This window comes from Streptomyces bottropensis ATCC 25435 (assembly GCF_000383595.1).
GTDB lineage: Bacteria > Actinomycetota > Actinomycetes > Streptomycetales > Streptomycetaceae > Streptomyces > Streptomyces bottropensis.
Map to the genome: position 1 here is coordinate 3,638,326 of NZ_KB911581.1, position 13,889 is coordinate 3,652,214.

15 protein-coding genes are annotated in these 13,889 nt (G+C 70.7%); all 15 read left to right on the forward strand.

Annotated features, from left to right (window positions below; all coding sequences use genetic code 11):
* The first annotated feature begins 156 nt into the window (after positions 1 to 156).
* Positions 157 to 897 carry a phosphatidylinositol phosphate synthase gene (gene pgsA, locus STRBO_RS0116080; RefSeq protein ID WP_020665557.1) on the forward strand — a complete coding sequence of 247 codons (741 nt, stop codon included), beginning with the start codon at positions 157 to 159 and terminating at the stop codon, positions 895 to 897.
* Positions 894 to 1,907 carry a phosphatidylinositol mannoside acyltransferase gene (locus STRBO_RS0116085; RefSeq protein WP_005485420.1) on the forward strand — a complete coding sequence of 338 codons (1,014 nt, stop codon included), beginning with the start codon at positions 894 to 896 and terminating at the stop codon, positions 1,905 to 1,907. Before pgsA ends, STRBO_RS0116085 begins: the two co-directional genes overlap by 4 nt.
* Positions 1,904 to 3,064 carry a glycosyltransferase family 4 protein gene (locus tag STRBO_RS0116090; RefSeq protein WP_005485421.1) on the forward strand — a complete coding sequence of 387 codons (1,161 nt, stop codon included), beginning with the start codon at positions 1,904 to 1,906 and terminating at the stop codon, positions 3,062 to 3,064. Before STRBO_RS0116085 ends, STRBO_RS0116090 begins: the two co-directional genes overlap by 4 nt.
* Before the next feature lie 82 nt (positions 3,065 to 3,146).
* Positions 3,147 to 3,692, forward strand: a complete 546-nt coding sequence (locus STRBO_RS0116095) for a LemA family protein (RefSeq protein WP_005485423.1) — start codon at positions 3,147 to 3,149, stop codon at positions 3,690 to 3,692.
* A 307-nt stretch (positions 3,693 to 3,999) separates the two neighbouring features.
* Positions 4,000 to 4,914: a pyridoxal 5'-phosphate synthase lyase subunit PdxS gene (gene pdxS / locus STRBO_RS0116100; protein ID WP_005485424.1), complete on the forward strand. Its 915-nt coding sequence runs from the start codon at positions 4,000 to 4,002 to the stop codon at positions 4,912 to 4,914.
* A gap of 6 nt (positions 4,915 to 4,920) precedes the next feature.
* Entirely contained in the window at positions 4,921 to 5,529 is a 609-nt protein-coding gene (gene pdxT, locus STRBO_RS0116105) for a pyridoxal 5'-phosphate synthase glutaminase subunit PdxT (protein ID WP_005485426.1), read from the forward strand.
* A gap of 49 nt (positions 5,530 to 5,578) precedes the next feature.
* Positions 5,579 to 6,331 (forward strand): YebC/PmpR family DNA-binding transcriptional regulator, encoded by a 753-nt coding sequence (locus STRBO_RS0116110; RefSeq protein ID WP_013005004.1) that lies wholly within the window; start codon positions 5,579 to 5,581, stop codon positions 6,329 to 6,331.
* Positions 6,332 to 6,474: 143 nt separating this feature from the next.
* Complete coding sequence (gene ruvC / locus STRBO_RS0116115) at positions 6,475 to 7,062, forward strand: crossover junction endodeoxyribonuclease RuvC (RefSeq protein ID WP_005485430.1); 588 nt, start codon at positions 6,475 to 6,477, stop codon at positions 7,060 to 7,062.
* Complete coding sequence (ruvA, locus tag STRBO_RS0116120; RefSeq protein ID WP_005485431.1) at positions 7,059 to 7,664, forward strand: Holliday junction branch migration protein RuvA; 606 nt, start codon at positions 7,059 to 7,061, stop codon at positions 7,662 to 7,664. The genes ruvC and ruvA overlap by 4 nt, the downstream gene beginning before the upstream one ends.
* A gap of 85 nt (positions 7,665 to 7,749) precedes the next feature.
* Positions 7,750 to 8,820, forward strand: a complete 1,071-nt coding sequence (ruvB, locus tag STRBO_RS0116125) for a Holliday junction branch migration DNA helicase RuvB (protein ID WP_005485433.1) — start codon at positions 7,750 to 7,752, stop codon at positions 8,818 to 8,820.
* Between the two features lie 174 nt (positions 8,821 to 8,994).
* Positions 8,995 to 9,504 (forward strand): preprotein translocase subunit YajC, encoded by a 510-nt coding sequence (gene yajC, locus STRBO_RS0116130; RefSeq protein WP_020114451.1) that lies wholly within the window; start codon positions 8,995 to 8,997, stop codon positions 9,502 to 9,504.
* A 131-nt stretch (positions 9,505 to 9,635) separates the two neighbouring features.
* The gene (gene secD / locus STRBO_RS0116135; RefSeq protein WP_005485438.1) at positions 9,636 to 11,408 is read left to right on the forward strand and encodes a protein translocase subunit SecD; all 1,773 of its coding nucleotides are present in this window, start codon (positions 9,636 to 9,638) and stop codon (positions 11,406 to 11,408) included.
* 1 nt (position 11,409) lies between these two features.
* Positions 11,410 to 12,507 carry a protein translocase subunit SecF gene (gene secF / locus STRBO_RS0116140; protein ID WP_005485440.1) on the forward strand — a complete coding sequence of 366 codons (1,098 nt, stop codon included), beginning with the start codon at positions 11,410 to 11,412 and terminating at the stop codon, positions 12,505 to 12,507.
* Positions 12,504 to 13,043, forward strand: a complete 540-nt coding sequence (locus tag STRBO_RS0116145; protein WP_005485441.1) for an adenine phosphoribosyltransferase — start codon at positions 12,504 to 12,506, stop codon at positions 13,041 to 13,043. Before secF ends, STRBO_RS0116145 begins: the two co-directional genes overlap by 4 nt.
* A 373-nt stretch (positions 13,044 to 13,416) precedes the next feature.
* The gene (locus STRBO_RS0116150; RefSeq protein ID WP_005485442.1) at positions 13,417 to 13,839 is read left to right on the forward strand and encodes a hypothetical protein; all 423 of its coding nucleotides are present in this window, start codon (positions 13,417 to 13,419) and stop codon (positions 13,837 to 13,839) included.
* The last annotated feature ends 50 nt before the right edge of the window (positions 13,840 to 13,889 follow it).

The window sequence follows — 13,889 nt, forward strand, 5'->3', positions numbered from 1 at the left end:
TCGACTCCGGTGACGCCCGCGGTGTCTTTCGAGCTTTCCACTCGCGTCACCGCGCGTCCATACGAGGGACGGGATCGCTCCCCACGGCCCGGGGACACGGCGGGCTGGTGCCCGACGGTCGTACACGCGCGCGCGTGGCTACGATGGGCCAGCCGGATGGCCAGCAGGGGCCACGCGGCGACACCGACCCTCGGGAAGGCCATGCTGAACAAGTACGCGCGTGCATTCTTCACGCGTGTCCTCACACCGTTCGCCGCGTTTCTGATCCGCAGGGGGGTCAGCCCCGACACGGTCACCCTCATCGGAACCGCCGGAGTGATCGCGGGCGCGTTGGTCTTCTACCCCCGGGGCGAGTTCTTCTGGGGCACGATCGTCATCACGCTCTTCGTCTTCTCGGACCTCGTCGACGGCAACATGGCCCGTCAGATGGGCCGTTCCAGCCGATGGGGCGCCTTCCTCGACTCCACGCTCGACCGGGTCGCCGACGGCGCGATCTTCGGCGGCTTCGCCCTCTGGTACGCGGGCAAGGGCGACGACCTCGCGCTGTGCGCCGTGTCGATCTTCTGCCTGGCGAGCGGCCAGGTCGTGTCCTACACCAAGGCACGCGGGGAGTCGATCGGCCTGCCGGTGGCGGTCAACGGACTCGTGGAGCGTGCCGAGCGACTGGTGATCTCGCTGGTGGCGGCCGGTCTCTCCGGTCTGCACGCGTTCGGCGTGCCGGGCATCGACGTCCTGCTGCCGATCGCCCTGTGGATCGTCGCCGTCGGCAGTCTCGTCACCCTGATCCAGCGCGTCGTCACCGTCCGTCGCGAGTCCGCCGAGGCGGAGGCGGAGGCGGCCGCCGCGACCGCACAGGAGACGCCGGACAGCGCCCGGAACAGCGAGGCGACCCCGTGAGCGCTCTGCGGGAGCGGGCAACCGACGGGCTCTACGGCCTCGGCTGGGCCACCGTCAAGAAACTCCCGGAGCCCGTCGCCGTACGCCTCGGCCGGACGATCGCCGACGCCACCTGGAAGCGGCGCGGCCCCCTCGTACGCCGTCTGGAGGCCAACTACGCGCGCGTGGTGCCGGGCGCGAGCCCCGAACGCCTCGCCGAGCTGTCCCGCGCGGGCATGCGCTCCTATCTGCGCTACTGGATGGAGTCCTTCCGTCTCCCCGCCTGGAGCGAGGAGCGCATCGGGAGCGGCGTCACCGTCAAGGACCTGCACCTCCTCACCGACGGCCTCGCCGCCGGCCGGGGTGTCGTCCTCGCGCTGCCGCACCTGGCCAACTGGGACCTCGCCGGCGCCTGGCTCACCACCGAGATCAAGATCCCGTTCACGACCGTCGCCGAGCGGCTCAAGCCTGAGACGCTCTACGACCGCTTCGTCGCCTACCGCGAGGGCCTCGGCATGGAGGTCCTGCCGCACAACGGCGCCTCCGCCTTCGGCGCCCTCGCACGGCGGCTGCGCGACGGCGGCGTGGTCTGCCTGGTCGCCGACCGCGACCTGTCCGCGTCCGGCGTGGAGGTCGACTTCTTCGGCGAGCCCGCCCGGATGCCCGCCGGACCGGCCCTCCTCGCCCAGCAGACCGGCGCGCTGCTGCTGCCGGTGACCCTCTGGTACGACGACTCGCCCGTGATGCGGGGACGCGTGCACGCCCCGATCGAGGTACCCGGGACAGGTACCCGCGCCGAGAAGACGTCTGTCATGACACAGGCGCTGGCGGACGCCTTCGCCACCGGCATCGCCGACCACCCGGAGGACTGGCACATGCTCCAGCGCTTGTGGCTCGCGGACCTGGACCCCGCGAAAAGCCCCGACGGCCCCGGGAGAGCGGCGCCGGATCCCGCGCCGGGTCCCGCGACCGACCTCGGGCGGGGCGCCGCGCCGGACGTCGAGAGCGGTTCCGGGAAGGGACGCGCGTGAAGATCGGGATCGTCTGCCCGTACTCCTGGGACGTGCCCGGGGGAGTCCAGTTCCACATCCGCGACCTGGCCGACCACCTCATCCGCCTCGGCCACGAGGTCTCGGTCCTCGCCCCCGCCGACGACGACACGCCGCTACCGCCGTACGTCGTCTCGGCGGGCCGCGCGGTGCCGGTGCCGTACAACGGCTCGGTGGCCCGCCTGAACTTCGGCTTCCTGTCGGCGGCGCGGGTGCGGCGCTGGCTGCACGAGGGCACGTTCGACGTGATCCACATCCATGAGCCTGCCTCCCCCTCGCTCGGCCTGCTGGCCTGCTGGGCGGCCCAGGGACCGATCGTCGCCACCTTCCACACCTCCAACCCGCGCTCCCGGGCGATGATCGCGGCGTACCCGATCCTGCAGCCCGCGCTGGAGAAGATCAGTGCGCGGATCGCCGTGAGCGAGTACGCCCGCCGCACCCTGGTCGAACACCTGGGCGGCGACGCGGTCGTCATCCCGAACGGCGTCGACGTCGACTTCTTCGCCCGCGCCAAGCCCAACCCCGACTGGCAGGGCGACACACTCGGCTTCGTCGGTCGCATCGACGAACCCCGCAAGGGCCTGCCGGTGCTGATGAAGGCCCTTCCGAAGATCCTCGCCGAGCGCCCCCGGACCCGGCTGCTGGTCGCCGGGCGCGGGGACGAGGAGGAGGCGGTGGAGAAGCTGCCCAAGGAACTGCGCTCCCGCGTCGAGTTCCTCGGGATGGTCAGCGACGAGGACAAGGCCCGCTTCCTGCGCAGCGTCGACGTCTACGTCGCCCCCAACACCGGGGGCGAGAGCTTCGGCATCATCCTCGTCGAGGCCATGTCCGCCGGAGCCCCCGTCCTCGCCTCCGACCTCGACGCCTTCGCCCAGGTCCTCGACCAGGGCGGTGCGGGCGAGCTGTTCGCCAACGAGGACGCGGACGCCCTCGCGACGGCCGCCGTACGCCTGCTCGGCGACCCGGACAGGCGCGCCGAACTCCGCGCCCGTGGCAGCGCGCACGTCCGGCGTTTCGACTGGTCGACCGTCGGCGCCGACATCCTCGGCGTCTACGAGACGGTCACGGAGGGGGCGGCCTCGGTGGCGGCGGACGAACGGGTGGGGCTGCGGGCCCGGTTGGGGCTGGCCCGGGACTGAGTACGCCGCGGTCGCGGGGGCCCTCGGGCGGCTTTCACCTCGTATGCGGCGTTGATGGGCACCGGTAGTAGCCTTGCCGCCCGTGACTTCCACACTCATCTGGATCGCTGTCGTCCTCTTCGCGATCGGTCTCTATCTGAGCTGGACCGCGGGACGCCTCGACCGACTGCACGCGCGCATCGACGCCGCCCGCGCCGCGCTCGACGCGCAACTGCTGCGCCGGGCGTCGGTCGCCCAGGAACTGGCCACCTCCGGGGTGCTGGACCCGGCCGCCTCGATCGTCCTCTACGAGGCGGCCCACGCGGCGCGGCAGGCCGAGGAGGAGCAGCGCGAGGTCGCCGAGAGCGAGCTGAGCCAGGCGTTGCGGGCCGTGCTCGCGGAGGCGCAGCAGGTGGAGGTGGTGCGGGCGGCGCCGGGCGGGGAGGACGCCGCGAACGAGCTGGCGCAGGCCGTGCGCCGGGTGCCGATGGCCCGGCGTTTCCACAACGACGCGGTGCGGGCGGCACGTGCGCTGCGGCGGCATCGCACGGTGCGGTGGTTCCGGCTCGCCGGGCACGCCCCGTTCCCGCTCGCCTTCGAGATGGACGACGAGCCGCCGACGGCGTTGGCCGACCGGCCCACGACCTGACTTCTGGGCGCTGCATGGCTCGGGGGCGCCGGGTTCGTCGGCGGGCGCGTGTGCGTGAGGGCTTCTCGCGCAGCCGCTCGCCCCTGAGAGCAGGGGCTGCGCCCCGTGCTTCCAGGCCCGCAGCGCCTAATTTCAGCGGCGCGGGGAACTGCGCGAGAAGCCCCACCGGCCCTCGGACGGACGAGTCCCCACCGAAAATGAGCCACCGCCTCCCCATTGGCCCTTGCAGTGGCCTGTTCCCCTCGCGTTTCCTCGGTGATTGCAGAAACCCTCCTTCCCCGAGCTTCCCCCGAGCGAGGTCAAACCCGTGTCCAGCACCCTCTCCCCCTCCGCCCAGACCCCCGAGACCGGCACCGCCCGCGTGAAGCGCGGCATGGCCGAGCAGCTCAAGGGCGGTGTGATCATGGACGTCGTCACCCCCGAGCAGGCCAAGATCGCCGAGGACGCGGGCGCCGTCGCCGTCATGGCCCTGGAGCGGGTCCCCGCCGACATCCGCAAGGACGGCGGCGTGGCCCGGATGTCCGACCCGGACATGATCGAGGGCATCATCGAGGCCGTCTCCATCCCGGTCATGGCCAAGTCCCGCATCGGCCACTTCGTCGAGGCCCAGGTCCTGCAGTCCCTCGGCGTGGACTACATCGACGAGTCCGAGGTCCTCACCCCGGCCGACGAGGTCAACCACAGCGACAAGTTCGCGTTCACGACCCCGTTCGTCTGCGGCGCCACCAACCTGGGCGAGGCCCTGCGCCGCATCGCCGAGGGCGCCGCGATGATCCGCTCCAAGGGCGAGGCCGGCACCGGCAACGTCGTCGAGGCCGTCCGCCACCTGCGCCAGATCAAGAACGAGATCGCCCGCCTGCGCGGCTACGACAACAACGAGCTGTACGCCGCGGCCAAGGAGCTGCGCGCCCCCTACGAGCTGGTCAAGGAGGTCTCCGAGCTGGGTAAGCTCCCGGTGGTCCTCTTCTCCGCCGGTGGTGTGGCGACCCCCGCCGACGCCGCGCTGATGCGCCAGCTCGGTGCCGAGGGCGTCTTCGTCGGCTCCGGCATCTTCAAGTCCGGCGACCCGGCCAAGCGCGCCGCCGCCATCGTGAAGGCCACCACCTTCTACGACGACCCGAAGATCATCGCGGACGCCTCCCGCAACCTGGGCGAGGCCATGGTCGGCATCAACTGCGACACCCTCCCCGAGGCCGAGCGCTACGCGAACCGGGGCTGGTAAGCACCCATGAGCGACACCCCCGTCATAGGCGTCCTGGCCCTCCAGGGCGACGTACGGGAGCACCTCGTCGCCCTGGCCGCGGCCGACGCCGTGGCCAGGGCGGTGCGGCGCCCCGAGGAACTCGCCGAGGTGGACGGCCTCGTCATCCCCGGCGGCGAGTCCACCACCATCTCCAAGCTGGCCGTGCTCTTCGGTGTGATGGAGCCCCTGCGCGCGCGCGTGCGCGACGGCCTGCCCGTCTACGGCACCTGCGCCGGACTGATCATGCTCGCCGACAAGATCCTCGACCCGCGCTCCGGCCAGGAGACGATCGGCGGCATCGACATGATCGTGCGCCGCAACGCCTTCGGCCGGCAGAACGAGTCCTTCGAGGCGGCGGTCGACGTCAGGGGCGTCGAGGGCGCCCCCGTCGAGGGCGTGTTCATCCGGGCCCCCTGGGTCGAGTCCGTGGGCGCCCGGACGGAGGTGCTGGCCGAGCACGAGGGCCACATCGTCGCCGTACGCCAGGGCAACGCCCTCGCCACGTCGTTCCACCCGGAGCTGACCGGCGATCACCGGCTGCACGCGCTGTTCGTCGAGATGGTGCGCGCGAACAGGGCGGCGGAGTCCTTGTAGGATCTCTGGGGTTCGTTGCAGAGATGGGTTACGCGAAGGAGACAGGCAGATGTCCGGCCACTCTAAATGGGCTACGACGAAGCACAAGAAGGCCGTGATCGATGCCAAGCGCGGCAAGCTCTTCGCGAAGCTGATCAAGAACATCGAGGTCGCGGCCCGGATGGGCGGCGTCGACATCGAGGGCAACCCGACTCTGTACGACGCCATCCAGAAGGCGAAGAAGCAGTCGGTCCCCAACAAGAACATCGACTCCGCGGTCAAGCGCGGTGGCGGCCTCGAGGCCGGCGGCGCCGACTACGAGACGATCATGTACGAGGGCTACGGACCGAACGGTGTCGCGGTGCTCATCGAGTGCCTCACCGACAACCGCAACCGCGCCGCCTCCGACGTCCGTGTCGCCATGACCCGCAACGGCGGCTCGATGGCCGACCCGGGCTCCGTGTCGTACCTCTTCAACCGCAAGGGCGTCGTCATCGTCCCCAAGGGCGAGCTGTCCGAGGACGACGTCCTGGAGGTCGTGCTCGACGCGGGCGCCGAGGAGGTCAACGACCTGGGCGAGGCGTTCGAGGTGCTCAGCGAGGCCACCGACATGGTCGCGGTCCGCACCTCCCTCCAGGAAGCCGGGATCGACTACGACTCCGCCGAGGCCAACTTCGTCCCGACCATGCAGGTCGAGCTGGACGAGGAGGGCGCCAGGAAGATCTTCAAGCTGATCGACGCCCTGGAGGACAGCGACGACGTGCAGAACGTGTTCGCCAACTTCGACGTGAGCGACGACGTCATGGCCAAGGTCGACGCGTAGGTCTCCGCCAGGAGCCGGACGAACTCCGGGGCCACAGGGCTTCGACGGGCCGACGGGACATACCCCGTCGGCCCGTCGCGCTGTCGGCCGTTGTCAGTGGCACCCGATAGCCTGCACAAACAGGTGGTCGATGGGAGGGGCGCGTGCGCGTACTGGGGGTGGACCCGGGGCTGACCCGTTGCGGTGTCGGGGTCGTGGAAGGCGTCGCCGGACGGCCGCTCACCATGCTCGGCGTCGGTGTCGTCCGTACGCCCGCGGACGCGGAGTTGGGGCACCGCCTCGTCGCGATCGAGCAGGGCATCGAGCAGTGGCTCGACGAGCACCGCCCCGAATGCGTCGCCGTGGAAAGGGTGTTCAGCCAGCACAACGTGCGCACGGTCATGGGCACCGCCCAGGCCAGCGCCGTCGCCATGCTCTGCGCCGCCCGCCGCGGCATCCCCGTCGCCCTGCACACCCCGAGCGAGGTCAAGGCCGCCGTCACCGGCAGTGGCCGCGCCGACAAGGCCCAGGTCGGGGCCATGGTCACCCGCCTCCTCCGGCTCGACGCACCCCCGAAGCCCGCGGACGCGGCCGACGCCCTCGCCCTCGCCATCTGCCACATCTGGCGGGCCCCCGCACACAACCGCCTCCAGCAGGCCGTCGCCCTGCACGCGACCAGGACGCCGAGCGCGTCGAATCCGCCGCGTGCGGCAAAGGCGGCACCGAACGCACTGAAAGGCCGTACGGCATGATCGCCTTCGTCAGCGGCACGGTCGCCGCACTCGCCCCCGACACAGCCGTGATCGAGGTGGGCGGGGTCGGCATGGCCCTGCAGTGCACGCCGAACACCCTGTCCACCCTGCGGCTCGGTCAGCCGGCCAAGCTCGCCACCTCCCTCGTCGTACGGGAGGACTCGCTCACCCTGTACGGCTTCGTGGACGACGACGAACGCCAGGTCTTCCAGCTGCTGCAGACCGCGAGCGGGGTCGGCCCGCGCCTGGCCCAGGCGATGCTCGGGGTGCACGCCCCCGACGCACTGCGCCGGGCCGTGGCCACCGGTGACGAGAAGGCGCTGATCGCCGTCCCCGGCATCGGCAGGAAGGGCGCCCAGAAGCTGCTGCTCGAACTGAAGGACCGCCTCGGCGAGCCCGTCGGCGCCCCCGCGATCGGCGCCCCGGTCACCCAGGGCTGGCGCGACCAGTTGCACGCCGCCCTGATCGGCCTCGGGTACGCCACCCGCGAGGCCGACGAGGCCGTGGCGGCCGTCGCCCCCCAGGCCGAGGCCGCCGAAGGCACGCCCCAGGTCGGCCAGTTGCTGAAGGCCGCACTCCAGACCCTCAACAGAGCGCGCTGACCGGCATGTTCGAGGCCCCGTACCCGTCCCGCACGACCGGTACGGCCCACCCGCTCCCTTCGACCGCGACCGCGAGGCACACGCAATGAACTGGGACGACACGACCGACGACACCGCCGCCGAGCGGCTGGTGGGCTCTGTCGCCGACCGTGAGGACCAGGCCGTCGAGGCCGCCCTGCGCCCCAAGGACCTGGACGAGTTCATCGGTCAGGAGAAGGTCCGTGAACAGCTCGACCTCGTCCTGCGTGCCGCACGCGCGCGCGGGGCCACCGCCGACCACGTGCTGCTCTCCGGCGCCCCCGGCCTCGGCAAGACCACCCTCTCGATGATCATCGCGGCCGAGATGGGCGCCCCCATCCGGATCACCTCCGGCCCCGCCATCCAGCACGCCGGCGACCTCGCCGCGATCCTCTCCTCCCTGCAGGAGGGCGAGGTCCTCTTCCTCGACGAGATCCACCGCATGTCCCGGCCCGCCGAGGAGATGCTGTACATGGCGATGGAGGACTTCCGCGTCGACGTGATCGTCGGCAAGGGCCCCGGTGCCACCGCGATCCCCCTCGAACTGCCGCCCTTCACCCTGGTCGGCGCCACCACGCGCGCGGGGCTGCTGCCGCCCCCGCTGCGCGACCGCTTCGGCTTCACCGCGCACATGGAGTTCTACGAGCCCGCCGAGCTGGAGCGGGTCATCCACCGCTCGGCGAGCCTCCTCGACGTCGAGATCGACCCGGCCGGTGCCGCGGAGATCGCGGGCCGCTCGCGCGGCACCCCCCGTATCGCCAACCGCCTGCTGCGCCGCGTCCGGGACTACGCGCAGGTCAAGGCGGACGGCTTCATCACGCGCGACATCGCCGGGGCCGCCCTCGCCGTCTACGAGGTGGACGGCCGCGGCCTCGACCGCCTCGACCGGGGAGTCCTCGAAGCCCTGCTCAAGCTGTTCGGCGGCGGACCCGTCGGCCTGTCCACCCTCGCCGTCGCCGTGGGGGAGGAGCGCGAGACCGTCGAGGAGGTCGCCGAGCCCTTCCTCGTCCGCGAGGGACTGCTCGCCCGGACCCCCCGCGGCCGGGTGGCGACCCCCGCCGCCTGGGCCCACCTCGGACTCACCCCGCCACGCGGCACGACCGGCGGAAACGGACAACAGGACCTGTTCGGGGCGTGACCCTCTCGTGACGGCGCGGTACTCGCCCGGCATGGAACCCCGGTGACATGCTGTGCGTTGTTCCATCACGGCGGACTCGCTTAGACTCCGCCGATGCCGCCCCTGTCGGCAGCGCACATACCCCCAACCATCAGGCCGCTCGCCATCGCGGTCGTGTGAAGGAAGTTCCGACCCGTGAGTCTCGTGACCCTCCTCCCGTTCATCGTGCTCATCGGGGCCATGATCCTGATGACCCGATCGGCCAAGAAGAAGCAGCAGCAGGCCGTCGACATGCGGAACCAGTTGCAGCCCGGTTCCGGCGTCCGCACGATCGGGGGCATGTACGCGACCGTCAAGGAGGTCAGCGAGGACACTCTCCTCCTCGACGCCGGGCCGGGCGTCGAGCTGCTGTTCGCTAAGAACGCCATCGGTGCCGTCCTCAGCGACGAGGAGTACAACCGGATCGTCCACGGCATCGAGCACGACCTGAAGTCCGATGTCGTCCCCGACGACGCCTCCGCCCTCACCGAGACCGACGAGCCCTCCGACGACGCTTCCGCCGCTTCCGACGACAAGCCCATCGACCTCGGCAAGAAGGACGCGTCCGACGACGCGACCGACGAGACCGCCGAGGCGAAGGACGACGACACCAAGTCCGTCGAAGCAGAGCCGAAGAAGACCGACGGCGAGTCCGACGCGAAGTAGTCACGTCCCGGGAGTGCGAGCGAGAACCGCCCGCGCCCCGGGAACGTGCCGTTTTCGCCCGGATTCCCGACACCAGTCATGGCCGCCCCCGCGCTGACCCCGCCCGGCGGCCCGAGAGGGAGTACGAGAAGGTGGCAGCACCGAAGAAGGGCCGGAGCGCGAGTGCCCAGAGCAAGCCTGGGCGCGCGCTGGCCCTCATCCTGATCGCCCTTGTGGCGCTCACCGGGGGAATGTTCGCCTCCGGACACACCACTCCGCGTCTCGGCATCGACCTCGCCGGTGGTACGAGCATCACGCTCGAGGCGAGGAGCGGCCAGGAATCGGCGATCAACAAGACCAACATGGACACCGCGGTCGAGATCATGAACCGCCGTGTCAATGGTCTGGGTGTCTCCGAGGCCGAGGTCCAGACCCAGGGCGATCGCAACATCATCGTCAACATTCCCAAGGGCACGAACTCCGAGGAGGCCCGGGACCAGGTCGGCACCACCGCGAAGCTGTACTTCCGTCCGGTCCTGCAGAGCCAGGTCGGCACCGGCGCGACCCAGGAGCCGAGCACCTCGGCGAGCCCCAGCGGCAAGAGCAGCGGATCGCCCAGCCCGTCGGGCTCCGACGGCAAGGACGAGGCCACCGAGCCCGGGGCCGGTGACTCCGCCAGCCCGTCGTCCTCCGCCACGTCCCAGGGCCGCGCGGTCACCGACGCGCTGAAGGCCGACCCCACGCCCTCGGGCAGCGGGTCCGCGTCCGCCAAGGCCACCGGCAGCGCCTCGCCGCCGGCGAGCCCGAGCGTCGACCCGGAGACCCAGGCGCTCCAGGCCAAGTTCGCCGCCCTGGACTGCAGCGATCCCAAGCAGCGTGCCAAGGCCGGCAAGGGCAAGAGCACCGACGTCGTCGTGGCCTGCGGCCAGGACAACGGCGCCTGGAGCAAGTTCGTGCTCGGCCCGGTCGGGGTCGACGGCACCGAGGTCGACAAGGCCCAGGCGCTGCTCGACACGCAGAGCGGCACCGGCTGGCAGGTCGTCATGGACTTCAACTCCAAGGGAGCGAAGAAGTTCGCCGACATCACCGGCCAGCTGGCGACCCAGACCTCTCCGCAGAACGAGTTCGCGATCGTCCTGGACGACGAGGTCGTCTCCCACCCCTACGTGCGCGCGGCGGTCACCGGCGGCAACGCCGAGATCTCCGGCAGCTTCACGCAGGAGGAGGCCCAGAACCTCGCCAACATGCTGTCGTACGGTGCCCTCCCGCTCACCTTCAAGACGGCGAGTGTCACCACCGTCAGCCCCGCGCTCGGCGGTGACCAGCTGCAGGCCGGTCTGATCGCCGGTGCGATCGGTCTGGCCCTGGTCATGATCTACCTGATCGTCTACTACCGCGGCCTGTCGCTGATCGCCATCGCCTCGCTGCTGATGTCGGCGGCCCTGACCTACGTGCTCATGGCACTGCTCGGTCCGGCCATCGGCTTCGCGCTGAACCTCCCGGCGGTCTGCGGCGCGATCGTCGCGATCGGCATCACGGCGGACTCGTTCATCGTGTACTTCGAACGCGTACGGGACGAGATCCGCGAGGGCCGCACGCTGCGCCCCGCCGTCGAGCGGGCCTGGCCGCGCGCCCGGCGCACCATCCTGGTCTCCGACTTCGTGTCGTTCCTCTCCGCCGCGGTGCTCTTCGTCGTCACCGTCGGAAAGGTCCAGGGCTTCGCGTTCACGCTCGGTCTGACGACCGTGCTCGACGTCGTGGTCGTCTTCTTCTTCACGAAGCCGCTCCTGACGCTGCTGGCCCGCACCAAGTTCTTCGGTAACGGACACAGCTGGTCCGGTCTCGACCCCAAGCGCCTGGGAGCCCGGCCGCCGCTGCGCCGCACCCGCCGTCCCGCCGTCCCCGCCGACCCGAAGGAGGCCTGAGATGTCGAAGCTCGGTGACCTCGGAGCCCGACTCCACCGCGGCGAGGTCGGTTACGACTTCGTCGGCAACCGCAAGATCTGGTACGGCGTCTCGATCCTGATCACCATCACGGCCATCCTCGGCCTGGCGGTGCGCGGCCTGAGCATGGGCATCGAATTCCAGGGCGGCGCCGTCTTCACCACGGAGCGGACGAGCGTCTCGGTCACCCAGGCCGAGGAGTACGCGGAGAAGGCCTCCGGCCACGACGCGATCGTGCAGAAGCTCGGCAACGACACCCTGCGCATCCAGATCTCCGGTGTGGACACGGCCAAGTCCGACGAGGTCCAGAAGGAACTCGCCAAGGACCTCAAGGTCGACGCGGACACGATCAACGCCGACCTGGTCGGCCCCAGTTGGGGTGAGCAGATCGCCACCAAGGCCTGGCAGGGCCTCGCGATCTTCCTGGTCCTCGTGGTGATCTACCTGGCGATCGCGTTCGAGTTGCGGATGGCCATCGCCGCGTTCGTCGCCCTGATCCACGACATCACCATCACGATCGGCATCTACGCCCTCGTCGGCTTCGAGGTGACGCCGGGCACGGTGATCGGTCTGCTCACGATCCTCGGCTACTCGCTCTACGACACGGTCGTCGTCTTCGACAGCCTCAAGGAGCAGACCAAGGACATCACCAAGCAGACCCGCTGGACGTACGCCGAGATCGCCAACCGTTCGATCAACAGCACCCTGGTGCGGTCGATCAACACCACGGTGGTCGCGCTGCTGCCGGTCGCCGGTCTGCTGTTCATCGGTGGCGGTGTCCTCGGCGCGGGCATGCTCAACGACATCTCGCTGTCCCTGTTCGTCGGCCTCGCGGCCGGCGCGTACTCGTCGATCTTCATCGCCACGCCGCTCGTCGCCGACCTCAAGGAGCGCGAGCCGCAGCTGAAGGCCCTCAAGAAGCGCGTCCTCGCCAAGCGGGCCCAGGCCGGGCACGAGGGCCCGGAGCCGGCGGACGACGGCCCGTACGACGACGAGCCGGCTGAGGCCACCCCCGCGGTGGTCGGGCCGCGCACCCAGTCCGGTGGCCGCAGTCGCGGCCGGGGCGGCAAGCGGCGATGACCGATATCAAGGAGCTGCTGCTCAGCCGTATCCGTGACGTCGCCGACCACCCCGAGCCGGGGGTGATGTTCAAGGACATCACCCCGCTGCTCGCCGACCCGGCGGCGTTCACCGCGCTGACGGACGCGCTGGCGGAGCTGACCGTCCGGCACGGCGCCACGAAGATCGTCGGCCTGGAGGCCCGGGGCTTCATCCTGGGCGCCCCGGCCGCGGTCCGCGCGGGCGTCGGCTTCATCCCCGTACGCAAGGCCGGCAAGCTCCCCGGGGCCACGCTCAGCCAGGCGTACGACCTGGAGTACGGCTCCGCCGAGATCGAGGTGCACGCCGAGGACCTGATCGAGGGCGACCGTGTGATGGTCATCGACGACGTCCTCGCGACCGGCGGCACGGCCGAGGCGTCCCTGCAGCTCATCCGGCGGGCGGGCGCAGAGGTCGCGGGCGTGGCGGTGCTGATGGAGCTGTCCTTCCTGGCGGGCCGGCAACGGCTGGAGGCCGTACTGGACGGCGCCCCACTGGAGTCGCTGATCCGGGTCTGACCGGATTTGTGTGAACGGGGTCGATCCTCAGGGGCCGATCCTGACCGGCTGGATCCGAACGGGTTCGAGAGCGTGTCCACGGTGCCTCCCACCGAGCGCCGATCGCGGCGCACGGCGGGAGGCACCGTTCGCCTTTCTCCCTCCCCCTCCCCGCGCGGCGCGGGCCCGGCCGCCGACCGAGATCACTTCCGGTCTAGGTTGACATGCGCTGGTCATTAGGGTCAGATGATCATGCGCCACATCGACCACTTGACCTCTGGTCCGGGCGCAGGGGGAACGGCCGACCATGCGAAGTGCGCCTCGCCGAGGCGTGCCTTCGTGTTCCCCCGACGGACTGGTGGCCACGGAACACACGGAACACAGGGGGATTTTCATGCGTCTGCGCACTCTGCCGATCATCACCGCCATCGCCGCCGCCACCTTCGTCGGTGCCGCGGCGAGCCCCGCACAGGCGGGCACGGGGCTGCTCCTGGCCGTGCAGATCAACAACTTCCAGGACTGGGGCAACTTCAACCAGGACCCGGTGGACCACCCCGGCAGCAGCCAGGACGTTCCCGGCGACGCCATCCGCGCCTGTGACTTCACCGCGGACCGGTGGGGCGTGACGGTCTGGCTGGACGTCAACCGCAACGGCACCTGGGACCGCACCTCCACGACCGCCGGCAACCCGTCGGACTACTGCAGCGACTGGGTGACCGGCAACCTCACGGAGGGGACCCGGGTGACCCTCAAGGCCTGCAACACCAAGGCCGGGTTCGCGCCGAAGAACTGCAAGGAGGACGACACCGTCGCATGAGCGGCGGGGGTGCAGGGTGACACGGTCGTCACCACCGGGCCCGTCGGGCC

Bases quoted from the DNA above. Each gene is read 5' to 3' on its own strand.
- pgsA (WP_020665557.1), top strand. From the start codon at position 157: ATGGCCAGCAGGGGCCACGCGGCGACACCGACCCTCGGGAAGGCCATG.
- pdxT (WP_005485426.1), top strand. From the start codon at position 4,921: ATGAGCGACACCCCCGTCATAGGCGTCCTGGCCCTCCAGGGCGACGTA.
- STRBO_RS0116110 (WP_013005004.1), top strand. From the start codon at position 5,579: ATGTCCGGCCACTCTAAATGGGCTACGACGAAGCACAAGAAGGCCGTG.
- ruvA (WP_005485431.1), top strand. From the start codon at position 7,059: ATGATCGCCTTCGTCAGCGGCACGGTCGCCGCACTCGCCCCCGACACA.
- ruvB (WP_005485433.1), top strand. From the start codon at position 7,750: ATGAACTGGGACGACACGACCGACGACACCGCCGCCGAGCGGCTGGTG.
- secF (WP_005485440.1), top strand. From the start codon at position 11,410: ATGTCGAAGCTCGGTGACCTCGGAGCCCGACTCCACCGCGGCGAGGTC.
- STRBO_RS0116145 (WP_005485441.1), top strand. From the start codon at position 12,504: ATGACCGATATCAAGGAGCTGCTGCTCAGCCGTATCCGTGACGTCGCC.
- STRBO_RS0116150 (WP_005485442.1), top strand. From the start codon at position 13,417: ATGCGTCTGCGCACTCTGCCGATCATCACCGCCATCGCCGCCGCCACC.